This window comes from Alteromonas sp. 14N.309.X.WAT.G.H12 (assembly GCF_036697315.1).
Classification (GTDB): domain Bacteria; phylum Pseudomonadota; class Gammaproteobacteria; order Enterobacterales; family Alteromonadaceae; genus Alteromonas.
Genome location: NZ_JBAHZB010000007.1, coordinates 38,410 through 60,586, shown reverse-complemented (window position 1 = coordinate 60,586; position 22,177 = coordinate 38,410). Strand labels below are relative to the sequence as shown.

At 44.5% G+C, this 22,177-nt stretch carries 23 protein-coding genes; 22 read left to right on the top strand and 1 reads right to left on the bottom strand.

All coding sequences use genetic code 11. The features are described 5' to 3' along the window. The first annotated feature begins 6 nt into the window (after positions 1–6). From rnpA to mnmE, 5 genes are read left to right on the top strand one after another with little or no spacing between them, the layout of a single operon-like run. Positions 7–363 carry a ribonuclease P protein component gene (gene rnpA / locus V5298_RS04810; RefSeq protein ID WP_332930358.1) on the top strand — a complete coding sequence of 119 codons (357 nt, stop codon included), beginning with the start codon at positions 7–9 and terminating at the stop codon, positions 361–363. Beyond that, entirely contained in the window at positions 351–599 is a 249-nt protein-coding gene (gene yidD, locus V5298_RS04805; protein WP_332930357.1) for a membrane protein insertion efficiency factor YidD, read from the top strand. Before rnpA ends, yidD begins: the two co-directional genes overlap by 13 nt. Positions 600–609: 10 nt before the next feature. Then, the gene (gene yidC, locus V5298_RS04800; protein ID WP_332930337.1) at positions 610–2,289 is read left to right on the top strand and encodes a membrane protein insertase YidC; all 1,680 of its coding nucleotides are present in this window, start codon (positions 610–612) and stop codon (positions 2,287–2,289) included. Positions 2,290–2,348: 59 nt separating this feature from the next. Then, positions 2,349–2,831, top strand: coding sequence for a YajQ family cyclic di-GMP-binding protein (locus V5298_RS04795; RefSeq protein ID WP_332930336.1), 483 nt, complete (start codon positions 2,349–2,351; stop codon positions 2,829–2,831). Between the two features lies 1 nt (position 2,832). Then, positions 2,833–4,221, top strand: coding sequence for a tRNA uridine-5-carboxymethylaminomethyl(34) synthesis GTPase MnmE (gene mnmE / locus V5298_RS04790; protein WP_332930335.1), 1,389 nt, complete (start codon positions 2,833–2,835; stop codon positions 4,219–4,221). 375 nt (positions 4,222–4,596) lie between these two features. Here mnmE and V5298_RS04785 read toward each other — a convergent pair whose 3' ends face one another. Continuing rightward, positions 4,597–5,250, bottom strand: coding sequence for a TetR/AcrR family transcriptional regulator (locus tag V5298_RS04785; RefSeq protein ID WP_332930334.1), 654 nt, complete (start codon positions 5,248–5,250; stop codon positions 4,597–4,599). Positions 5,251–5,489: 239 nt separating this feature from the next. On the opposite strand from V5298_RS04785, the gene V5298_RS04780 reads away from it, so the two are divergent. The 17 genes from V5298_RS04780 to atpA all read left to right on the top strand — a co-directional run bounded on the left by V5298_RS04780 (position 5,490) and on the right by atpA (position 22,112). After that, the gene (locus tag V5298_RS04780; RefSeq protein WP_332930333.1) at positions 5,490–7,082 is read left to right on the top strand and encodes an efflux transporter outer membrane subunit; all 1,593 of its coding nucleotides are present in this window, start codon (positions 5,490–5,492) and stop codon (positions 7,080–7,082) included. Then, positions 7,072–8,646 carry an MFS transporter gene (locus tag V5298_RS04775; protein ID WP_332930332.1) on the top strand — a complete coding sequence of 525 codons (1,575 nt, stop codon included), beginning with the start codon at positions 7,072–7,074 and terminating at the stop codon, positions 8,644–8,646. Before V5298_RS04780 ends, V5298_RS04775 begins: the two co-directional genes overlap by 11 nt. 19 nt (positions 8,647–8,665) lie before the next feature. Next, the gene (locus V5298_RS04770; RefSeq protein WP_332930331.1) at positions 8,666–9,715 is read left to right on the top strand and encodes an HlyD family secretion protein; all 1,050 of its coding nucleotides are present in this window, start codon (positions 8,666–8,668) and stop codon (positions 9,713–9,715) included. A 39-nt stretch (positions 9,716–9,754) separates the two neighbouring features. Continuing rightward, on the top strand, positions 9,755–10,510 hold the full coding sequence (locus V5298_RS04765) for an SDR family NAD(P)-dependent oxidoreductase (RefSeq protein WP_332930330.1): 756 nt from the start codon (positions 9,755–9,757) through the stop codon (positions 10,508–10,510). A 247-nt stretch (positions 10,511–10,757) separates the two neighbouring features. Further along, a complete protein-coding gene (gene mioC, locus V5298_RS04760) occupies positions 10,758–11,192 on the top strand; it encodes an FMN-binding protein MioC (RefSeq protein WP_332930329.1) in 435 nt (144 codons plus the stop codon). A gap of 4 nt (positions 11,193–11,196) precedes the next feature. Next, positions 11,197–11,859 (top strand): DnaT-like ssDNA-binding domain-containing protein, encoded by a 663-nt coding sequence (locus V5298_RS04755; RefSeq protein ID WP_332930328.1) that lies wholly within the window; start codon positions 11,197–11,199, stop codon positions 11,857–11,859. 5 nt (positions 11,860–11,864) lie between these two features. Beyond that, on the top strand, positions 11,865–12,680 hold the full coding sequence (locus V5298_RS04750) for a DnaA ATPase domain-containing protein (protein ID WP_332930327.1): 816 nt from the start codon (positions 11,865–11,867) through the stop codon (positions 12,678–12,680). Between the two features lie 676 nt (positions 12,681–13,356). Then, a complete protein-coding gene (mnmG, locus tag V5298_RS04745) occupies positions 13,357–15,258 on the top strand; it encodes a tRNA uridine-5-carboxymethylaminomethyl(34) synthesis enzyme MnmG (RefSeq protein WP_332930326.1) in 1,902 nt (633 codons plus the stop codon). Next, positions 15,255–15,896 (top strand): 16S rRNA (guanine(527)-N(7))-methyltransferase RsmG, encoded by a 642-nt coding sequence (gene rsmG / locus V5298_RS04740; RefSeq protein WP_332930325.1) that lies wholly within the window; start codon positions 15,255–15,257, stop codon positions 15,894–15,896. Before mnmG ends, rsmG begins: the two co-directional genes overlap by 4 nt. Positions 15,897–15,906: 10 nt before the next feature. Further along, on the top strand, positions 15,907–16,698 hold the full coding sequence (locus tag V5298_RS04735; protein ID WP_332930324.1) for a ParA family protein: 792 nt from the start codon (positions 15,907–15,909) through the stop codon (positions 16,696–16,698). A 56-nt stretch (positions 16,699–16,754) separates the two neighbouring features. Continuing rightward, positions 16,755–17,636 (top strand): ParB/RepB/Spo0J family partition protein, encoded by an 882-nt coding sequence (locus tag V5298_RS04730; protein WP_332930323.1) that lies wholly within the window; start codon positions 16,755–16,757, stop codon positions 17,634–17,636. 195 nt (positions 17,637–17,831) lie between these two features. Continuing rightward, entirely contained in the window at positions 17,832–18,212 is a 381-nt protein-coding gene (locus V5298_RS04725; protein ID WP_332930322.1) for an ATP synthase subunit I, read from the top strand. 94 nt (positions 18,213–18,306) lie between these two features. After that, positions 18,307–19,167 (top strand): F0F1 ATP synthase subunit A, encoded by an 861-nt coding sequence (gene atpB, locus V5298_RS04720; RefSeq protein ID WP_332930321.1) that lies wholly within the window; start codon positions 18,307–18,309, stop codon positions 19,165–19,167. A 103-nt stretch (positions 19,168–19,270) separates the two neighbouring features. Then, on the top strand, positions 19,271–19,492 hold the full coding sequence (gene atpE, locus V5298_RS04715; RefSeq protein ID WP_216029384.1) for a F0F1 ATP synthase subunit C: 222 nt from the start codon (positions 19,271–19,273) through the stop codon (positions 19,490–19,492). A gap of 47 nt (positions 19,493–19,539) precedes the next feature. Then, the gene (gene atpF, locus V5298_RS04710; RefSeq protein WP_332930320.1) at positions 19,540–20,010 is read left to right on the top strand and encodes a F0F1 ATP synthase subunit B; all 471 of its coding nucleotides are present in this window, start codon (positions 19,540–19,542) and stop codon (positions 20,008–20,010) included. A gap of 13 nt (positions 20,011–20,023) precedes the next feature. Beyond that, a complete protein-coding gene (gene atpH, locus V5298_RS04705) occupies positions 20,024–20,557 on the top strand; it encodes a F0F1 ATP synthase subunit delta (RefSeq protein WP_332930319.1) in 534 nt (177 codons plus the stop codon). Between the two features lie 13 nt (positions 20,558–20,570). Then, complete coding sequence (gene atpA, locus V5298_RS04700; RefSeq protein ID WP_332930318.1) at positions 20,571–22,112, top strand: F0F1 ATP synthase subunit alpha; 1,542 nt, start codon at positions 20,571–20,573, stop codon at positions 22,110–22,112. Positions 22,113–22,177: the final 65 nt, after the last annotated feature.

Below are 22,177 nucleotides of genomic sequence, written 5' to 3'. Positions count from 1 at the left end.
CCCAAAGTGGGTGAAAATCAATTTTCCAGGGAGTTACGTCTGTTAACTCCCTCCCACTTTACCTATGTGTTTGATAACGCAATTCCTGCTGTTTCCCCTGCTTTTACTTTATTAGCACGCAAAAATAATCTATCCCATCCACGATTAGGTATTACCCTTGCGAAAAAACGCATAAAGAAAGCCCATGAAAGAAATCGCTTAAAGCGACTCATTCGGGAAAGCTTTAGACATCGCAAACACGCGTTGCCTAATATTGATATCATCGTCGTTGGTAAATCCGGAGCAGATAAACTAACGAATGAAGAAGTATTTTCACTGTTGGAAAAGCAATGGAAAAAACTCGCCAAACGCTGCGCAAAATAAGCATCGCAATTCCTCTGTTACTGGTTAAACTCTACCAGTGGATTATTTCGCCAGTTTTAGGGCAACGCTGCCGTTTCCATCCTTCCTGTTCTTTTTATGCACTAGAAGCATTAAAATCGCATGGATTGATAATTGGCGGTTGGTTATCCATTAAACGCATATTAAAATGCCATCCTTTCAATCCGGGCGGATATGACCCTGTCCCGGGATCACGACATAATAAACACTCGGAATAAAGAGACCTTTATGGAATCCCAACGTAGTTTTCTGCTAATCGGCCTTGCCCTAGTCAGTTTTTTACTCTGGCAACAGTGGCAACAGGATTATGGACCGCAACCCGTGCAACCCGAAGTCAGTGAGCAGGCAACCGTCAGCACAACCGACAACGGTGTACCCTCCGCGCAGCAACAATCATTAGACGTACCGTCTGATATGCAAGCTGATGTACCCAACATTTCGCCTAACATGAACGAAAGCGCTGTTAACCAAAATGGGAACCGCTATGTTCACGTTTTAACTGACACACTAGATTTACAAATCGATCTAGTGGGCGGTGATGTGGTAAAAGCGAATCTTGTGAAGTTTCCACTTACCTTGGAATCATCAGAAAACTACAGCTTGTTGCGACCTAACGATGGCCTTTATATCGCACAAAGTGGTTTGGTAGGTCAGGATGGTCCAGACGGCAATCGTGCTGGCAGACCCCGTTACACTGCAACCTCCAAAGATTTTGTAATGGACGGTGACAGTCTTTCTGTACCACTAACCTGGCAAAATGCAGACGGCTTAAAAATTACCAAAACCTTTAACTTCACTAAAGGTAATCATGACGTTGTGCTGACTTACGCCATTGAAAACGGAACGGCCAATGCCACCCAATTCCTCCAGTATGCACAACTAAAACAAACCACCGATGTGCCCGATCGTAAGAATATGTTTATGCCCACATACCGTGGCGCTGCATTCGGTAGTGAAGAAGATCGTTATCAGAAATACACCTTTGATGATATCGAAGACAAAAGCCTTAAAATCTCCACCGAAGCCGGTTGGGTAGGCATGTTAGAGCACTACTTCGTTGCCGCTTGGATCCCCCCCCAAGAGCAAGAAAATACCCTCTATACTAAGCTTATACAAAACCAATATGCCATTATTGGATTTACCGGTAAGCCGGTTACTGTGGCAAGCGGTGAAACGGCAAGCATCAGTAGTGAGTTGTATTTAGGCCCGAAAGATCAAGACAACCTGGCTAAACTCGCAAACGGCTTAGACCTAACTGTTGACTACGGCATCTTATGGTGGATTTCCCAGCCTCTGTTTGCCTTACTACAGTTTATCCATAGTATTGTGGGCAACTGGGGTCTGGCCATCATACTTATTACCGTGATCGTTAAAGGTGCGATGTTCCCGTTAACGAAGAAGCAATATGAATCCATGGCGCGTATGCGCAACCTGGCCCCTAAAATGCAGCAGCTCAAAGATCGCTTTGGTGATGACAGACAAAAAATGTCACAGGCCATGATGGAGCTTTATCGCAAAGAGAAAGTCAATCCCATGGGTGGCTGTCTGCCGATTATTCTACAAATGCCTATTTTCCTGGCTTTGTATTGGGTACTGTTGGAAAGCGTTGAATTGCGTCACGCCGACTTCTTCCTGTGGATTACAGATCTGTCGGTAAAAGACCCCTACTTCGTATTGCCTGTATTAACCGGTGCCAGTATGTGGTTGCTACAAAAACTACAACCCACAACGGTTACCGACCCCATGCAACAAAAGATAATGCAATTTATGCCCGTGGCAATGAGTATTTTCTTCTTGTGGTTCCCAGCAGGTCTGGTTCTGTACTGGTTAGTCAGTAATATTATTACGCTGGTACAGGCTAAATTGATTTACGCTGCAATGGAAAAGAAAGGCCTTAAATCCAAGTAGTCTTAACAACCTTATATCAGCCCGCACTCGCGGGCTGATTCATCAAAGAAGGGATCCCCATGCCATCTTTCGATATCGTATCTGAAATAAACGTTGAAGAAGTACGTAACGCTGCTGAGAATACTCAGCGTGAACTGGCCACACGATTCGATTTTCGTGGTGTCGAAGCCAGTATTGAATTTAAAGATAAAAAAGTCGTCTTAAAAGCAGAAGGTGAATTTCAGCTTCAGCAGCTAGAGTCCATGTTTAGAAACGCTTGTGCCAAACGAAATTTGGATACCAGCATTCTGGATGTTAAAGACTATGATCAGCATGGCAGAATCTGCACCCAAATCATTGCCTTTAAAGAAGGCATTGATCAGCCTACGGCGAAGAAAATTGTTAAACTGGTCAAGGATGCCAAAATCAAGGTACAAACCGCCATTCAAGGCGATCAGTTGCGTGTGACGGGCAAAAAGCGTGATGATTTACAAGAAGTGATGTCACTGGTAAGAGCCAGTGACCTTGGCCAACCCTTTCAATTTAAAAATATGAAAAGCTAGCATGAATGTATTAGCGTCTGCACAAGATACCATTGTAGCCCAAGCCACAGCGCCCGGTCGTGGCGGGGTGGGCATTGTCCGTGTATCAGGTCCAAAGGCTTCTGAAGTGGCGGAAAGATTAGTGCCCGTCCCTTTAAAGCCTCGCTCGGCGGCATACACCGCTTTTTTGGCCTCAGATAAGCAGATTATTGATCAAGGTATCGCCCTTTTCTTTAAAGGGCCAAATTCCTTTACCGGTGAAGACGTACTTGAGTTGCAAGGACACGGTGGCCAAATCGTCATGGACATGCTGATTGACGCCATTCTCGCCTGTCCCGGTGTACGTTTGGCACGCCCTGGGGAGTTTAGCGAACAAGCATTCTTAAATGACAAACTGGATCTTGCCCAAGCCGAAGCCATTGCAGATCTCATCGATGCCAGCTCAAAGCAAGCAGCTCGTAGCGCTGTACGCTCTCTACAAGGTGAGTTTTCAAATACCATTACTGCCCTTTCTGAACAAATCATACATCTACGGATGTACGTAGAAGCGGCCATTGATTTTCCCGATGAAGAAATCGATTTTTTATCTGACGGTAAAGTCGCCGGTGATTTAGCTGCAATTGTAAGCGCTTTGGCTGAAGTAAAACAAAAAGCAAAACAAGGCGCTTTGCTACGGGAAGGCATGCAGGTGGTGATCGCAGGTCGTCCGAATGCCGGTAAATCCAGCTTGTTAAATGCATTGGCAGGAAAAGACAGCGCCATCGTCACCGACATAGCAGGCACTACCCGGGACGTTCTTCGCGAGCACATTGATATAAACGGTATGCCGGTTCATATTATTGATACTGCCGGCTTAAGAGAAAGCCCGGATACCGTTGAGAAAATAGGGATAGAACGGGCCTGGCAAGCCATTGCAGAAGCAGACAGAGTGCTTTTTGTGGTCGACAGTACTGAAACCAATACCATTGATCCTTATGAAATCTGGCCTGAATTTATGGCGAGATTGCCGGCCAATATTCCCACCACAGTAATTCGAAATAAAGCGGATATTTCTGGTGAAACACCGGGAGTACAACGCATCAACACCCAACATGGGAACATTGATGTTATTGCCTTGTCAGCTAGCACCGGCCTGGGTATTGATACCCTGCGCAGCCATTTAGCCGAAACCATGGGATTAGATACCACAACAGAAGGCCAGTTTATTGCCCGTCGCCGTCATCTCGATGCCTTAGACAAAGCCTCGGAACATGTGGATAACGGCCAGCAACAGCTTCTCAATCACTTGGCCGGCGAGCTACTGGCAGAAGAGCTACGACTTGCTCATCAATCACTAACAGAAATTACCGGTGAATTTACTTCCGATGATCTGTTAGGACGTATTTTTTCGTCATTTTGTATCGGCAAATAAAGCGGCCAATAACACCTTATTTTGTTGACGATAGCCTCTGCAAAGGCAGTGGCAACACTTTTGCCAATGCCTTTCGCGCCACCGGTTACAAAAGTTTTATTGCCAATATGTTTTTATTTCCAATACCGTTAATGAAAGCGATATTTTTGTGTCCGGCTTCAACCAAAGCCAGCACGGCATTTTTGGTGGCAACGTAAGTAAAAAAACCTAAATAGTAAGAGGAAGATATAATTTATAAAATTATGTTTTTAAAGAAGAATTTAAATAGTGACTTGCTTTTTTTTGTCGTAGGAAGAGTAAAACTATTAAGGTTTTTTAATTCTCTTAACACAGCCGTTTTACTCTTGTAATTTTTTTATTAAAAGGGCGTTTCACCTAGTCTGTTTTCCCGTAGGATCGCAAAAATGTGTCAACAATTAGCTTTGACCATTGTTGTTTTTGTGCCTTAGTGGGGGTTTCTTCCGGATGGGTTAGATAGTATAACTGCGGCTCACTTCGAATAGATCCAACAAACACCCTCGCCGCTTCTTCTGCGGTAAGTTCGCCCAATTCAATATCACCGGCCTGCTGGGCTAAAAAAAGTAGCTCTTTTACCTGAGACACACAGGGCTTTGGTCCTGCTTCGTAAAAGGTTTTGCCTAAATTTGGGAAGCGCTCAACCTCTGCTATCACCATTCGTGCTAACGCCAAACCGGATTTTGACAACACGATCTGTAGATAATTATCTGCAATCTCGTGGAGAATTTCACGGATCTTACCCGGAACAAATTGGATATTGCGTATGTTTATCGAAGTTGCAAAACACTCTGATTGGACAACCGCACTAAAGAGGATCTCTTTATTTGCAAAGTGTGCATAAACCGTTGACTTCGAGACCCCCGCCTCCCGTTGAATCATGTCTGTTGTAGCGCCAGCGAAACCATGGGCCAGAAACACTTTTCTGGCTGCTTTAAGTACGGTCATTGCTTTTGCGCCCAATGGCCTTTCTGCACCAAAAGCGCTGCTGGGTACAGCGATTGAATCCGTCATTATGCTTTACCTGTATATGAAAATTATTGACAAGGTTGAGTACTCACCCTATAGTACCGAACTGAGCGGTACAGTTTCAATGGTTATCTACATTAATTATTTATAATATTCGTTACTATACACAGTAAAATCAGGCTATTAAAGCCAATAATAGCATTGGTTTATTTTTTCTCGCACTCAAACTGTACCGGTAAGTTCGGTTCGGTTTTAGTAAACGGCTAACATGAGATCTACAATACATGCGTATACATCATTCCTTAAACGGCTCGCCTTGCGGTCTCTTTCAAACATCTAGCCTAGCTGCGGCCATGGTATTTTTAACCGGTTGCACCGTAGGCCCGGATTATGTTTCGCCGGATATTTCGTTAAACACGCTAAAACTGGGTTCCTCTAGTCATTATAGCCAAACCTATCGTGTGTCAGATGAAGCAATATCCAAACAATGGTGGTCGCTATTTAATGATCCTATTTTATCCGATCTTGAAGAACGCGCCCTTAATGCAAATTTCGATCTACAGCTAATGGCAAGTCGCATAGCCGAAAGTCGGGCGAATTTAGGCATCACTACCGCAGATTTCCAGCCTACCGTCTCGGCAAGTGGCAGCTATGTGCGTGAAGATATCAGTGACAACGGTAAATTTGCCGCATTAGGTGCAAAACCAAGTGGCAATAACTACTGGCAAACGGGGTTTGATGCCAGCTGGGAAGTGGACTTATGGGGCCACATTCAGCGCGCCCAAGAAGGCGCAAGCGCACAATTAGAAGCCACTATTTTAAACAGAGAAGCCTTTAAAGTAACGCTTATGGCCGAGGTTGCCAGCGACTACTTACGTTTTCGTGGTATACAAGCGCAAATACGCATAGCAAAAGAAAACAAACAAATTGCTGAGAAAAAGCTGGCGTTAGTAAAAAGTCGCGTGATAAATGGCTTCGCCACGAACTATGAGATAGCAATGGCCAAAGCCCAGCTAGCCTCAATCAGTGCAATGATCCCCTCGCTGAATGCCCAACGTGATGCCCAAATGAATAAATTGGCGTTATTACTTGGCGAATTACCCAACGCGATGGAAAAACAACTGATACAAGATACTCCTTTACCAGCAATGCCGAAGGAAATACCCATTGGCGTGCCTGCGCAATTAGCGCAAAAGCGACCCGATGTCCTTAGCGCAGAGGCCCAACTTCATCAGGCTACGGCTGAAATTGGTGTTGCCGAGTCAAACTTCTATCCGCGTATAACCCTCGTGGGTAGTGCTGGGTTTGAAGCCTTTGAAAGTAGCGATATTGATAGCTGGGGATCCGGTTTTTTCTCTGTGGGGCCGGCAATATATCTCCCCATATTTCAAGGCGGTAAATTAAAACAACGGTTAAAACTGACCGAAGAAAAGCAAAAAAGTGCGGCTTTGGTTTACCGCAAAACCCTGCTTAATGCATGGCATGAAGTAGATAACGCCCTCGATGATTTAGCCTCACAACGTACCCATCACAACTATACCGAGCAAGCTTATCACGACTACAAGCGGGCGCTTCATTTTGCACAACGACATTATCAGGAAGGTGCGGGCAGTTATTTGGAAGTATTAACCGCCCAACAACAGGTTCTCAGCAGTCAAATTGCACTAAACGATAGTGCCACCAAGGCCACTATCAGCCTTGTTACCTTATATAAAGCATTAGGCGGTGGATGGGATCTTTCCAATCCATCGCAAATAGTCACCGAGGCTAATACCACAACGTCAATGGATGAGGCACATTCAAAATCAGCGTCTGAATACGTGCCGTTAAACATCACTCAACCAACGACCAGTTATGGGGTAACTGATGAAAACTAGCCCCAGCCAACTTACGCCATCACAAGCGCTCCCCAACAACGGGCAGTCAACTACGCCTCAAGTGACCCAAGCCACCGTACTTCCAATACGGGTTTTGGCCGTACTAACGGGTATATTTATCAGTGCCATGATGGCTGGACTGAATAGTCGGGTTGGCTCTTTAGGCTTGGTTGATGTGCGTGGTGCATTAGGGTTCAGTGTGGATAGTGCGTCGTGGTTAACAACCAGCTATGTAGCAGGCGAACTGTTAATTACCCCTTTTGCAACCTGGTTCGCCATTACCTTATCGATAAAACGATTCCATACCTACATGGTGCTGCTGTGTGCAGTTATTGCTTTTATACTGCCATACACATCAAATTTAACCTTGCTTATAGCCCTTCGTTTTGTACAAGGCATTGCCAGTGGCGCATTGGTTCCTTTATTAATGATGATGGCGCTAAAAGCCCTGCCTCTTCATATTCGACTTCACGGCTTAGCGTTATATGCCATGACCGCCACCTTTTCACCAAATATCGCGATTTGGCTTACTGGGCAATGGAGCGATGGACTCCACGAATGGCGTCTTATCTATTGGCAAATTATTCCGCTGTGTCTTCTCGCCATTGGTTTGGTGAACTGGGGCGCACCAAAAGAAGAAATAAAATATCCCCGCTTCTCTCAAGGAAACTGGTTAGGCATGTTGCTGGGCATTACTGGTATGGTGCTACTCACAATATCACTGACTCAAGGCGTCCGATTAAATTGGTTTAATTCGCCCCTTATTACATTGTGTACCGTCAATGGACTTCTCCTTTTCACCCTGTATTTGGTCACCGAATGGTTTCACCCAACGCCCTTTATCAACCTACGTTTATTAGGGCGCAGAAATCTAGGATTAGGATCACTGGTATTTTGCTTTCTGCTGATTACCTTTATGTCAGCTACCGCATTGCCTATGGCCTACTTAGGCGCGCTCCAGGATTATCGAATCATGCAATCTGCCCAATTAGGTTTGATTGTGGGATTACCACAGCTGATCTTAGGCTCAATGGTCGCCCTGTTGCTCTACAAAAAATGGGTTGATGCCCGAATCGTCTTTTCCATTGGTCTATTATGCATTGCCATCGCCTGCTTTACCGGCGCACAACTGAATGCCGACTGGCACAGAGACCAATTTTTACTTGTGCAGATATTACAAGCCATAGGACAACCCATGGCAGTGGTGTCCATGCTATTTCTAATGACCAGTGTCGTCCATCCCCAGGAAGGCCCCTATTTCTCAGGCATCATAAATACACTGCGGGTTCTAGGTACGCTGTTAGGCGGCACGGTAATGGGACATCTTCTTGTCGAACGCAGTCATTTTCATTCAGAAAGGCTGTTGGAACACGCATCAACGGCAAACAATACCTTGCTCACATTAACGAATTCAAACTTAAGCAAAGTGCTTACTCAGCAATCTTTGACTTTATCGGTAGCGGATATTTATCGCCTATTTGGTATTGCGGCCTGCTTAATGATTCCGTTGGTATTAAGTATGACCCATATCCCCGCTCCCAGCGCAAAACCGTCTTCAAATTGATAATTTTAAGGATTTCAAAATGGCTTTACCCACCCCTGTAAAAATCACCATTGCCATAGTCTGCCTCGGCATGATTGCTGGCAGTGTTGTTTACCTAAACCAACCGGAATCTTACAGTACGTCTCAAACCACTGAAGATGCTTATATACAAGCTGATTTTAGTGCTGTGGGACCAAAAGTTGCCGGTACGATAAACACCGTGCTCATAGAAGAAAATCAGCCGGTTAAAAAAGGCGATTTATTGGTTTCCTTAGATGAAAAAGATTTCATTGTGGCCGTTGAAGCCAGTAAGGCGAAGGTTAAAAGCGCACAAGCTAACGTTGCCAGTTTAGAAGCCCAGTTAAAGCAACAAGAATCTGAAATTTTACGCGCAAAAGCAGAAATTGATGCCAATAAAGCCACGTTGGAATTAGCAAAAACAGATAAAACCCGTTTTAGTAACCTCGCTGCAGACGGTTCCGGTAGCCTACAAGCACTGCAACAAGCCACGGCTAAACTCACCATCGAACAAGCAAATTTAACCCAAAATTTAGCTAAACTTTCAAATACTAAACAACAGGTTAATGTACTTCAAGCAAGCTTGGACAACGCCAAAGCCGCTCTGGCTCTTGCCCAAGCAGACTTAGAAGCCAAACAACTGGCTTTGTCATATACCAAGGTGTATTCCCCTATAGAGGGCATTGTGGGACGCAAAACAGCCCGTGTGGGTGAATTTGTCACCCCGGGAAAACCATTAGCTGTCATTGTGCCAACAAGTGCCTTGTATATCACGGCAAACTACCGCGAAACCCAGCTGGCCAATGTAAAAATTGGGCAAGCCGTTGACATTGAGGTAGATGCACTGCCCGACGTTTCTTTTTCCGGAACCGTAGAAAGCATAGGCCCGGCGAGTGGCGTGAGCTATTCGTCAATTGCCCCCCATAACGCCACCGGTAATTTCACAAAAATTGTACAGCGATTACCGGTTCGAATAAGCATTGATACCACCCAAGCCAATGCTAGCCAATTGCGGGTGGGTATGTCTGTCTCCCCCACAATAAATACTGAAAATAGTGATATGAGTTTTTAAATCTAGTTTTATCCCAATACACAAAGCGAGAAACAAAATATGAAAAGACTGGAAGGAAAAGTGGCTGTCGTCACAGGTGCAGCGCAAGGTATCGGTGCGGCATATGCCAAGGGTTTAGCTTCAGAAGGAGCTAAAGTGGTTGTCGCCGATATTGCAGATACCTCATCAGTAGTGGAAGAAATTCGTTCAAATGGGCAAAGTGCTATAGGTTGTACTGTTGACGTAACCAATAATGAATCGTTAAGCAACATGGCTGCCCTAACGGAAGAAAAATTCGGCCCTATCGAAATATTAATCAACAACGCCGCTATTTTTGCTGGCCTTGAATTAAAACCCTTTACTGAAATAAGCGAAGATGAATGGGATTTGGTGATGCGAGTCAATGTACGAGGGCCGTTTCAGTGCGCCAAAGCCATTGTCCCTAGTATGCGTAAAAATGGCCGCGGAAAAATTATTAATATCGCTTCTGGCACCTTTTTGCGTGGCGCCCCAATGTTTTGTCACTATGTGTCTTCTAAAGGCGCTATTGTTGGCCAAACAAGGGCACTGGCTGCTGAACTCGGCGTAGACAATATTTTAGTAAATTGCATTTTAGTGGGTTTAACAGAAAGTGAAGGTGTAAAAGATCATCAGCAATTGGGGGCAGCCAAAGCACCAACAATTGCAGCACGAGTTATAAAACGGGAAATGGTACCGGAAGATTTATTGGGTACCCTTTATTACCTAGCCTCGAAAGACAGTGACTTCATTACCGGACAATGCGTGAATGTTGATGGAGGTGCCATTAACTATTGATTCGTAATAGTGTTTGGTAAATAACACTGACAAAGAGCAATAATAGGTACATTTATTATTGCTCTTTGTTAACCACTACGTTGATATCAAAGCCATGCTTTATGCTTACAATAGCGCTACACTAGAACATCACAGACTTCTTCTGTCAAAAGCTGAGCCCAGACTAAATTACGTTCAAAGTTTACGTAAAAATAGGCATAGCACAGGATAGTAAGTATGATTTCCATTTTGTGTTTCGGGAAATAGCATGTCAAAAACCCTATCAATTATCGTAGGCTCGGTTCTCGGCGCTTCAGAATATGTAGCCGAAGCCCTTGAACAAGTAGCAATACAAGCCGGATATCAAACTCAAGTACATTTTTCACCCGAATTTAACCACATAGATAAAAGCGGCCGGTGGCTCATTTGCACTTCGACACACGGCGCCGGCGAGTTACCGGAAAACATTCAACCCTTCGCCAATGAAATTGCTAAAAATGACCTATCTGGTATCAACGCCTATATAGTGGGGTTGGGAGACAGCAGTTACGATACGTTCTGTTTTGGTGCTAAAAACATGGAAAAGCGGCTTAAAGACGCTGGCGCGACAATTATTGCCGAGCCTTTACATATCGATGTACTAAACCATCCTATACCTGAAGACGTGGCCGTTTCATGGTTTGAAGAACAGTTAAATAGCTGATTATATGTATACTGAAGCAGAATTAAATGCGCTGACATCCTCGCTAACTAACGAAAGCAGAGTATTGTATTGCCTTGGTTTACGGCCGACGGTGGATCTCAATACGGGATTATCTCAACCACTTAATTATAAGTTACTGATTCAGTTATTAAATGGCGACAATAGCAACACAAATCCTTTTACACGGGGCCAGCAGATCAATAAGTTACTCGGTGAACTAGAGCAAGCAGGACTCATTGCGTTACAGGACGATATGTCTTTATCTTTGTCGTTAAGTAGTAAACGGTTATTGCTGCCCCTTTGTCGCAGCAAACAAGATAACTACACCCATTTACATCGCCAATTCACACCAATCCATGGCACTTGGAAACCTGATCCCACACTTTTTGAGGAAATGGCAAACCTCATCGGTTTAATCAACCGTGACTTTAATGAAGAAGATATCGGCGAATTTGTCGCCTATTGGCTGGGTCGACCCGATGCGGTATTTAGCCATTTTCAGTGGACGCAAAAATTCACCTATGCATTAAAAAGAAAACGCACCAATACGGATTATACGTCAACCAAAAAGGTAGGTAGCCAAAGCGTCCCCGTTGCACCCGGCATCGAAGCAGACGATAATGCAAAAAAACTGGTTGAAAAGTATGCTTCCAATAAAAAAGGCTGAAAGCAATGCAATCACTAAAAGATAAACTAAACGCACTGGCTCAAGCGATGGGTAAACCCCCTGTTGAGGAAGGCTATACCGATTACGAAACCCTGCGCAAAGACTATGAGCGTAAAGCCAATGAAGAAATACGGCAACTGCAGCAAGACAGTAAAAAGCAACGTATTACAGATATTCATGGCCGCTCGGATCTCAATCCCCGCTGGACCTTTGCAAATCTTGTTGAAGACAGTGATGATGTGATAGAAGCGGTAAGCATTGCCCATTCCTTTATCGCTGCCCATAGCGATAGAGAGTGGCGACAAGCAGGTTCCCACATGATGTTGTTTTACGGTGATTATGGCCGTGGCAAATCCCATATTGCTGGTGCCATTGCCCATGAACTTATCGAACAATATGAAATTACCGTTCTATACAGACAGCTTTCTACGCTAATGGAAATGCGTCACTTTTCCTTCGATTTTAGTTCCCAAGACAATATCGGTCAGCGTTTTAGAGAAACACACCAGGAACTTCTGGATGTGGATCTACTGATCTTAGACGAAGTGTGCGTGAACGAAACCCTATTGAAAAAGAACCAGCAAAGTTGGCTAGGAAACTTACTCAGACAACGTTTAGTGAACAAAAAGAACTGTATATTGATCACCAATCATAATCTCAACGAACTGGCCCTCGCCCTTGGTAAATATTGCTTCGAATCTATAAAAGAATACGACACCTACAAGGTGCGTTTTTCTGGCCCAAGTCGACGGGAAGGGCTCACGCCTGACGAAAATTCAAACGAAACGCCCCCTCGCTATCAGCCCAATCAGCTTCGTTGATCCTTTTTACCGTCATAAATCGACCAATTAACCCACTAAATATGCCATCTACACAGTTATTTTTAGGTGGCATCGCTATTTTTTCCCTTTTTACTCGTAAAAGTCAGATCTGAAAAAGACATCCGAACAAGAAATTTATGATCCTTGTGGAAAAGATCTAATCACAGGCAGATCCCATCTACAGATACCAGAACGAATGCGATCCCAAGATCAATTTATGATCTTTTAGACAAGTTATCCCCAACAGGATCACAATTTGATCACCCCTGTGGACAGGATCCCCTAGAGTACTGTGCATAAGCTTTGATCACCGATGGCATAAGTTTTAAGAATTTTTCATCTGTGGATAACATAGGGGGTTATACACATGATCTAAGTGGGTTATGATCCCATGTATACCTGACTTATTATCGTCGTAAGATCATGATCTCAACTAACATTTAGCAGTTACTAACAGATCTTAGCGATCCTAATAAATATAAATATAAAGATCTTAAAAGAGATCTTTAAATCTATAAGGGACAAGCAAAAGCGAACAGCAACACAGTATTGAAGAAAATTTAACCATTTCCATTAGTGAATAAGTCAGCTAAAATACGCGCCCTTTTCTGATATAGCTTGTTAAGCTTGTAAAAGAAAAAATACTTTTAATCCCCCGAATATTGTGAGGTTCAACATGTTTTACCAAGATGCCTTTGATGTCATCGTTGTTGGCGGCGGACACGCTGGAACCGAAGCTGCATTTGCTGCAGCAAGGATGGGTGTAAAAACCCTATTGCTAACTCACAATATTGAAACCATTGGGCAGATGTCTTGTAATCCAGCTATCGGTGGGATCGGTAAAGGTCATCTTGTAAAAGAGATCGATGCCCTGGGCGGTGCTATGGCGTTGGCCATTGATCAAGGTGGGATCCAGTTTAGAACACTAAACTCCAGCAAAGGCCCAGCGGTAAGAGCCACACGGGCACAAGCGGATCGGATCTTATACCGCCAAGCCATACGCAATATGGTAGAAAATCAGCCCAATCTTTCTGTGTTTCAGCAAAGCTGTGATGATGTGATCGTAGAAAACGATCAAATTACTGGTGTTGTTACCCAAATGGGTCTTAAATTTAAAGCCAAAACAGTGGTATTGACGGTGGGGACTTTCCTTGGTGGAACCATTCATATTGGCTTAGAAAACTACCGTGGTGGGCGAGCTGGCGATCCACCTTCCATTGCGTTAGCCGAACGTTTACGAGCATTACCTTTTAGAGTTGATCGGCTTAAAACCGGTACACCTGCTCGTCTTGATGCCCGTACTTTGGATTTTAGTGTGATGCAGGCACAGCCTGGTGATTCACCCACACCGGTATTTTCTTTCATGGGTAACCGGGAGATGCATCCGGAACAAATCAATTGCTATATCACCCATACCAATGAAAAAACCCACGAGATCATTCGCAGTGGTTTAGATCGATCTCCGATGTTTACTGGTGTTATCGAAGGCGTTGGTCCTCGCTATTGCCCTAGTATTGAAGATAAGATCACCCGTTTTGCTGACAAAGATTCTCATCAGATATTTGTTGAGCCAGAGGGACTTACCAGTGTTGAGGTATACCCTAACGGCATATCAACCAGCTTGCCTTTTGATATTCAGCAAGCCTTAGTTCACTCTATTCGTGGGTTTGAAAATGCCCATATTATTCGTCCAGGCTACGCCATCGAGTATGATTTCTTTGATCCAAGAGATCTCAAACAAACCTTGGAAACCAAATTTATCCAAGGCTTGTTCTTTGCCGGGCAAATTAACGGCACTACGGGTTATGAAGAAGCGGGCGCTCAAGGGTTAATTGCCGGTGCAAATGCGGCGTTACAGGTGCAGCAAAAAGATCCCCTCGTATTACGACGGGATCAAGCTTACATGGGCGTGCTCATTGACGATCTGGCCACCATGGGCACCAAAGAACCTTATCGCATGTTTACCAGCCGTGCTGAATACCGGTTGTTACTTAGGGAAGACAATGCTGATAGCCGCTTAACGGCGTTAGGTCACGAACTGGGGCTGGTGGATGAACAACGTTGGGCTGCGTTCAATAAAAAAATGGACACTGTGGAAAAAGAATTGCAGCGACTACGTGGTCAGTGGATCCACCCAGAGCATACGGCAACGCCAGCCCTAAACGAACATCTTAAAAATCCCGTGAGCCGCGAACACTCGCTGGAAGAATTAATCAGACGGCCAGAAATGACCTACCGTTCATTGATGGCCATCGAAGGCATTGGGCCGGGTGTTGAAGATCCTATCGCAGCCGAGCAAGTGGAAATTCAAATTAAATACGCCGGCTACATTGCCCGTCAACTCGACGAAATTGCCAAAGCGCAGCGTCATGAAAATACCTTACTGCCAGTGGATTTTGATTACAGCAAAATATCCGGCTTGTCTAACGAGGTGGTGGCTAAATTGACGGATGCCCGTCCAGAAACCATTGGCAAAGCATCTCGGATCTCAGGGATCACGCCTGCAGCTATTTCCCTGTTATTGGTTTATTTGAAAAAGCATGGTTTGCTTCGAAAGCAGGAATTAAAAACAGCGTGAGTAGTGTTGATCCTAACAAACTGAATGACATACTAATTAGCGGTTGTGAAAAGTTACAACTGGGTGTGTCTGGGTTACAGGCAGAACAGCTTGTAAACTACGTTTTGAATATGCATAAATGGAATAAAGCCTATAATTTGACCTCGGTAAGGGATCCAGAGCAAATGATGGTCAAACATATATTGGATTCTTTGGCGGTCACGCCGTTTATTACCGCCAACAAGGTGATCGATGTGGGTACAGGGCCAGGCTTGCCAGGCATGCCTTTAGCTATCTTGCATCCGTCGGTGTCATTTACTTTGTTAGATAGTTTGGGCAAAAGAGTTCGATTTATGAAACAATGTGCCTATGAACTGGGCCTGTCCAATGTCAGTCCTGTTCATAGCCGGGTCGAGGAACACATTCCTGAAAGTCCTTATGACATCGTACTAAGCCGTGCATTTGCGTCTTTAAAAGATATGTTGCACTGGTGTCAACATCTGGTAGATTCATCAGGAGTCTTCCTTGCACTTAAAGGGCAATTTCCTCAAAGTGAAATAGACGAAGTAAGCGATCACTTTCAGATCGAATCGGTATCAGAATTGAAGATACCAGATTTGATTGGTGAGCGACATTTAGTAACAATTCGAAAAGTCTAACGGGTACATAGTGGCGAAGGTAATCGCGATTGCGAATCAAAAAGGTGGCGTAGGAAAAACAACGACCGCAGTGAACGTTGCAGCGTCTATGGCGGCCACCAAACGTAAAGTATTGCTCATTGATTTGGATCCCCAAGGCAATGCCACCATGGCCAGTGGTGTTGATAAATACGAAGCCGAAGCGACGTGTTTTGAATTGCTCATTGAAGAAAAACCCATCGACGATGTCATTGTTAAAGAGACCTCAGGTAAATATGATCTGATTGCGGCCAATGGAGATGTAACCGCCGCAGAAATTAAGTTGATGGAAATGTTTGCCAGAGAAGTGCGATTGCGTAATGCTCTCGCATCGGTGGCAGACTATTATGATTTTATCTTTATTGATTGCCCGCCTTCACTTAACCAGTTAACCGTTAATGCCTTGGCTGCTGCCGATTCTGTGCTAGTACCGATGCAATGTGAATATTACGCCTTAGAAGGGCTAACCGCTTTGATGGATACCATTCAGAAGTTGGCTTCTGTTGTTAATCCGGCACTTAAAATCGAAGGGGTATTACGTACTATGTATGATCCTCGAAACCGATTAGCTAACGATGTGTCTGAACAACTCAAGCGGCATTTTGGCGAACAAGTGTATCGCACCGTTATTCCACGTAATGTCAGGCTCGCTGAAGCACCTAGTTTTAGTATGCCCGCTATGTATTATGATAAATCGTCTGCGGGTGCAAAGGCTTATCTTGCGTTGGCTGGCGAAATACTTCGTCGGCGGGAAAAGGCAAATCCTCCCGCAAAAGCCAGTTAATTTGATAAACTACGCTTTTAAATTATTGGTCTATATCGCGAGTCATTGAGGAAATTATGTCTGCAAAGAAACGAGGACTTGGACGCGGTCTGGATGCGTTACTTGCAACCAGCCAGTCTTCATCTGCCCGTCAGGAAGGTCAATCAGAACAATCATCAGCAGGTCAAAGCGAATTAAGCAAACTGCCTATTGAGTTTTTAACGCCCGGGAAATATCAGCCCCGTAAAGACATGTCTCCTGAAGCATTGGATGAGCTGGCCTCGTCAATTCGTTCTCAAGGCGTGATCCAACCCATAGTGGTACGTACTCTTAGCCGTGATAAATACGAAATTATTGCAGGTGAACGGCGATGGCGCGCGGCGCAACTGGCAAAGTTGGATGTGGTGCCATGTCTGATTAAAAATGTTCCCGACGAAGCCGCTGTGGCAATAGCGCTGATTGAGAATATCCAGCGTGAAGATTTAAATGCTATGGAAGAAGCCCAGGCATTAGAGCGGTTGATGAAGGAATTTGAACTGACCCATGCACAAACTGCAGAAGCTGTGGGAAAATCCCGAGCTACAGTGACAAATTTGCTGCGTCTTAATAATTTAAATGACGATGTAAAGTTACTGCTTGAGCATGGTGATATTGAAATGGGACACGCTAGAGCCTTGCTTGCTTTGGACGGAGAACAACAAACGGAAGTGGCACAAGTGGTTTCTGGTAAAGGATTAACTGTAAGGGACACTGAAAGGTTAGTTCGAAAATGTCTTGAACCTGCAAAACCAAAACCAGAGAAAAAAATCGATCCTGATGTACAAAACCTGATGACACAGCTTTCAGACAACCTCGGTACCCAGGTTTCCATCGATCATAACACCAAAGGTAAAGGTAAAATAACGATTACATTCAATGATTTAGACCAGCTGGACGGTATCCTTTCAAAGATTCACTAACGGTTTACGGCTACTGTGTAAATTATTTGTTTACTGTGGTCGTTATCGTCTTATTTTTCACGTACAATGCGCCAAGTCCTGTTATACATAAAGAAAATTTTCAGAATAACTTTCAAAACGCGATGTATGGTTGAAAATAATCGATAAAACAGTATACTTCTGACGCTTTTTGATTGGGCTTGAATAACCGAAACGATGATAAAAACAGATTTGGTGAGTGGCGGGAGAAAACTTGCCAGGCAAGCAATACAGTTTCAGTTGCTTGTACTCATACTGTTAGTGGTTGTCATCGCATTGACAATATCGTCTGAAGCCGCAATTTCTGCAGGCATCGGCGGATGTATCAGTATTGTCCCTAATTTCATTTTCGCGTTATTTGCCTTTCGCTATGCCGGTGCCAGTAAGAATGAATTGGTAGTACGGAGTTTTAGCCAAGGAGCTAAATTACGTTTGGTAATGGCAGTGATTTTATTTGTTATTGCGTTTAAAGGTCTTAATGCAATACCGGAAGTGGTATTTAGCGCCTTCGCAGTAACATCCGCCAGCTATTGGCTGGCAATGTTTCGTCAAAAATAACGAGAACTAAAAATACTAATACCTTTGTAGCAAGACCAGGGTATTACAGACGAAACGCTGAAAAGTTTTTAAACTTTAATTTTTAGGTTGAAACATGGCATCTGAGATAACAACACAAGAGTATATTCTCCACCACTTGACCAATGCCACCATGTGTAGCACAGACGATGGTCTGAAATTTAGTCATGGTGAAGAACTTCATAATGCAGGCCAAGTCTGTGCAGACGCAGGTTTTTGGGTATGGAACATTGATACCATGGCCTGGTCCATCGGGTTGGGTATTCTGTTTTTGTGGTTTTTCCGCAAAGTTGCAAAAAAGGCGACTTCCGGTGTTCCTAGTAAAACTCAGGCATTTATTGAAATTCTAGTGGAATTTGTCAACAACAACGTGCGTGACTCCTTCCACGGGAAAAATAACCTCATAGCGCCTTTGGCGTTGACCATTTTTGTGTGGGTCTTTTTGATGAACCTGATGGACCTTGTACCTGTTGATTTCTTGCCCACAGCGGCCGGAGAAATCGCCCATGCTGCAACCGGCGTGGATCCGCATAATGTATATATGAAGGTCGTACCTACAACGGACATTAACCTAACCCTCGCGTTAGCGTTAGGCGTGTTCATTTTAATCATCTTCTACTCTATAAAGGTAAAAGGTGTGGGTGGCTTCTTGAAAGAACTGACTTTCCAGCCATTTAATCACTGGGCATTCATTCCAGTTAACTTCATTTTAGAAACGGTTACGCTGCTGGCCCGTCCATTTTCTTTGGCCCTGCGGTTATTCGGTAACCTCTATGCAGGTGAGCTGATTTTCATCCTTATTGCTACCCTGGGTGTATGGCAGTTACCACTGCATTTCCCTTGGGCTGTCTTCCATATTCTGGTTATCGTGCTACAAGCGTTCATCTTTATGATGTTAACCATTGTGTATCTAAGCTTGGCACACGAAGACCATTAATGTAGTCCGGAGCACACGCCTAGCGGCTAGCCGACAGGCGTGTGATTCAAACTGTTTTACTTTTACACTTTAACTTTAAATTTAACTTAAATCGGAGACGTACATGTTATACATCGCTGTTGCAATACTGATCGGTCTTGGTGCCCTGGGTACCGCTATTGGTTTCGGTCTGCTGGGTGGTAAATTCTTGGAATCTGCTGCTCGTCAACCAGAACTGGCTCCTCAACTGCAAGTTAAGATGTTTATCGTAGCGGGTCTTATTGACGCCATCGCAATGATCGGTGTTGGTATCGCGCTATACCTTCTGTTCGCTGTTGGTGCTTAATTTTTTTAAAAACCTATTTTTTAGCGAACATATGAGGAGGAGCGGTCGTGAACATTAACGCCACTCTATTAGGTCAATTAATCGCGTTTATCGTCTTTGTGTGGTTCTGCATGAAGTACGTATGGCCACCTTTGTTGGCTGCGATTGAAGACCGTCAGAAGAAGATTGCCGATGGCTTGGAAGCTTCTGTTCGGGCCGAAAAAGACCTAGAACTGGCTCAGGAAAAAGCCACTGAGCAGTTAAAAGAAGCGAAGGCGCAAGCAGCTGAAATTATCGAGCAAGCCAAGAAGCGTGCTAATCAACTTGTTGAAGATGAAACGCAGAAAGGTCAAGCCGAGCGCGAGAAAATTATCGCTCAAGGTTATAGCGAAATTGAAGCTGAACGCAATCGTGCCAAGGAAGAATTACGTGCCCAGGTGGCAGCATTAGCTGTTGCAGGTGCAGAGCAAATTCTTCAACGTGAAATCGATGCAAATGCACAAACCGACATTGTTGAAAAACTTGTCGCTGAGCTATAAGGGGAAATGAGCCATGTCTGAATTGACAACTGTCGCTCGCCCTTACGCTAAAGCTGCTTTCGATTTTGCTGTCGAGCATAACGCTATTGCCAACTGGCAAGACATGCTGATGTTTGCCAGCGAAGTTGCGAAAAACGACGACGTGCACCAGCTAATGACTGGTGCCGTAGCCGCGGAGCAACTCGCTGAGATATTCATCAACCTATGTGGTGAACAGCTCGATGAACACGGTCAGAACTTCATTAAAGTTTTGGCAGAAAATAAACGTTTGGTTGCGCTGCCAGAGATTTCAGTACTTTTTAATGCACTGAAAGCCGATTATGACAAAGAGGTAGAAGTGAATTTAACTTCGGCTTCTGCGTTGTCTGAAGCTCAAAAGGCAGAAATTAGCGCATCGTTAGAAAAACGTTTGGCACGTAAAGTGAAGCTTAATTGTAACGTGGACCCTGCTCTGGTCGCCGGATTTGTAGTAAAAGCCGGTGATACAGTTATTGATGGTTCCGTCAAGTCAAAATTGAACCGTCTCGCAGACGCGTTGCAAGCATAACGGGGATAAGAGCATGCAACTTAATTCCACTGAAATTGCAGAACTGATCAAGAAAAGAATTGAACAGTTTAATGTTACCAGTGAAGCACGCACCGAAGGGACTATCGTCGCTGTAACCGATGGTATTATCCGCATTCACGGCCTTGCCGATGTAATGCAAGGTGAAATGATAGAGCTTCCAGGCAGTCGCTATGCCATCGCACTAAACCTTGAGCGTGACTCAGTAGGTGCGGTAGTGATGGGTCCTTATGCGGACCTGCAGGAAGGTACAAAAGTCCAATCTACCGGTCGTATCCTGGAAGTACCAGTTGGCCGCACACTGTTAGGGCGCGTTGTAAACACCCTGGGTGAGCCAATTGATGGTAAAGGTGCGATTGAAGCCGAAGGTTTTGAACCAGTAGAAAAAATTGCACCGGGTGTAATCGAACGTCAATCGGTTGATCAACCTGTGCAAACAGGCTACAAGTCTGTTGACTCCATGATTCCAATCGGTCGTGGTCAGCGTGAGTTGATCATCGGTGACCGTCAGTGTGGTAAAACAGCTATGGCTGTTGATGCCATCATCAACCAGAAAAATACAGGCATTAAATGTGTGTATGTAGCTGTAGGTCAAAAAGCCTCTACTATTGCTAACGTGGTACGTAAGCTAGAAGAGCACGGTGCAATGGCTCACACAATTGTTGTGGCTGCATCAGCTTCTGAATCTGCTGCTCTACAATACTTAGCGCCCTACTCTGGTTGTACTATGGGTGAGTTTTTCCGCGACCGCGGTGAAGATGCGCTGATCGTATACGATGATTTGTCTAAGCAAGCGGTTGCTTATCGTCAAATTTCATTGTTGCTGAAGCGTCCTCCTGGTCGTGAAGCTTATCCTGGTGATGTTTTCTACCTTCACTCCCGTTTGCTGGAACGTGCTGCCCGTGTAAACGACAAGTACGTTGAGCGCTATACTAACGGCGAAGTGAAAGGTAAAACGGGTTCTTTGACAGCATTGCCTATCATCGAAACTCAAGCTGGTGACGTATCAGCATTCGTACCTACTAACGTTATCTCAATTACCGACGGTCAGATCTTCTTAGAAACTGACTTGTTTAACGCGGGTATTCGTCCTGCGGTTAACGCCGGTATTTCAGTATCTCGTGTTGGTGGTGCCGCACAAACTAAGATCATCAAGAAATTAGGTGGTGGTATTCGTTTGGCCTTGGCACAGTATCGTGAATTGGCAGCGTTCTCTCAGTTCGCTTCTGACCTTGACGATGCCACCCGTGAGCAACTGGAACACGGTGAGCGCGTAACTGAACTGATGAAGCAGAAGCAATATACGCCTCTGTCTATCGCAGATATGGGTGTGTCTCTGTACGCCGTTGAAAAAGGCTTCTTAAAAGATGTAGAGCTGAACAAAATCTTGGATTTTGAAGCAGCACTACACGCTTACATGAACAGCGAACACGCTGAGCTGATGAAGTCTATCAATGAAACCGGCAACTACAACGACGACATTGATTCTCAGTTGAAAGACGCTTTAACCAAATTCAAAGCGACCCAAACTTGGTAATCAATGGTGCTGACAGATACAGTGGTTGATGTCAGCACAATTCGTTGAGTAATCGGAGAGATAAT

Excerpts from the sequence above, each read along its gene's own strand:
- yidC (WP_332930337.1), top strand. The coding sequence starts at position 610 with ATGGAATCCCAACGTAGTTTTCTGCTAATCGGCCTTGCCCTAGTCAGT.
- V5298_RS04795 (WP_332930336.1), top strand. The coding sequence starts at position 2,349 with ATGCCATCTTTCGATATCGTATCTGAAATAAACGTTGAAGAAGTACGT.
- mnmE (WP_332930335.1), top strand. The coding sequence starts at position 2,833 with ATGAATGTATTAGCGTCTGCACAAGATACCATTGTAGCCCAAGCCACA.
- V5298_RS04785 (WP_332930334.1), bottom strand. The coding sequence starts at position 5,250 with ATGACGGATTCAATCGCTGTACCCAGCAGCGCTTTTGGTGCAGAAAGG.
- V5298_RS04780 (WP_332930333.1), top strand. The coding sequence starts at position 5,490 with ATGCGTATACATCATTCCTTAAACGGCTCGCCTTGCGGTCTCTTTCAA.
- V5298_RS04775 (WP_332930332.1), top strand. The coding sequence starts at position 7,072 with ATGAAAACTAGCCCCAGCCAACTTACGCCATCACAAGCGCTCCCCAAC.
- V5298_RS04770 (WP_332930331.1), top strand. The coding sequence starts at position 8,666 with ATGGCTTTACCCACCCCTGTAAAAATCACCATTGCCATAGTCTGCCTC.
- V5298_RS04765 (WP_332930330.1), top strand. The coding sequence starts at position 9,755 with ATGAAAAGACTGGAAGGAAAAGTGGCTGTCGTCACAGGTGCAGCGCAA.
- mioC (WP_332930329.1), top strand. The coding sequence starts at position 10,758 with ATGTCAAAAACCCTATCAATTATCGTAGGCTCGGTTCTCGGCGCTTCA.
- V5298_RS04755 (WP_332930328.1), top strand. The coding sequence starts at position 11,197 with ATGTATACTGAAGCAGAATTAAATGCGCTGACATCCTCGCTAACTAAC.
- V5298_RS04750 (WP_332930327.1), top strand. The coding sequence starts at position 11,865 with ATGCAATCACTAAAAGATAAACTAAACGCACTGGCTCAAGCGATGGGT.
- mnmG (WP_332930326.1), top strand. The coding sequence starts at position 13,357 with ATGTTTTACCAAGATGCCTTTGATGTCATCGTTGTTGGCGGCGGACAC.
- V5298_RS04730 (WP_332930323.1), top strand. The coding sequence starts at position 16,755 with ATGTCTGCAAAGAAACGAGGACTTGGACGCGGTCTGGATGCGTTACTT.
- V5298_RS04725 (WP_332930322.1), top strand. The coding sequence starts at position 17,832 with ATGATAAAAACAGATTTGGTGAGTGGCGGGAGAAAACTTGCCAGGCAA.
- atpB (WP_332930321.1), top strand. The coding sequence starts at position 18,307 with ATGGCATCTGAGATAACAACACAAGAGTATATTCTCCACCACTTGACC.
- atpE (WP_216029384.1), top strand. The coding sequence starts at position 19,271 with ATGTTATACATCGCTGTTGCAATACTGATCGGTCTTGGTGCCCTGGGT.
- atpH (WP_332930319.1), top strand. The coding sequence starts at position 20,024 with ATGTCTGAATTGACAACTGTCGCTCGCCCTTACGCTAAAGCTGCTTTC.
- atpA (WP_332930318.1), top strand. The coding sequence starts at position 20,571 with ATGCAACTTAATTCCACTGAAATTGCAGAACTGATCAAGAAAAGAATT.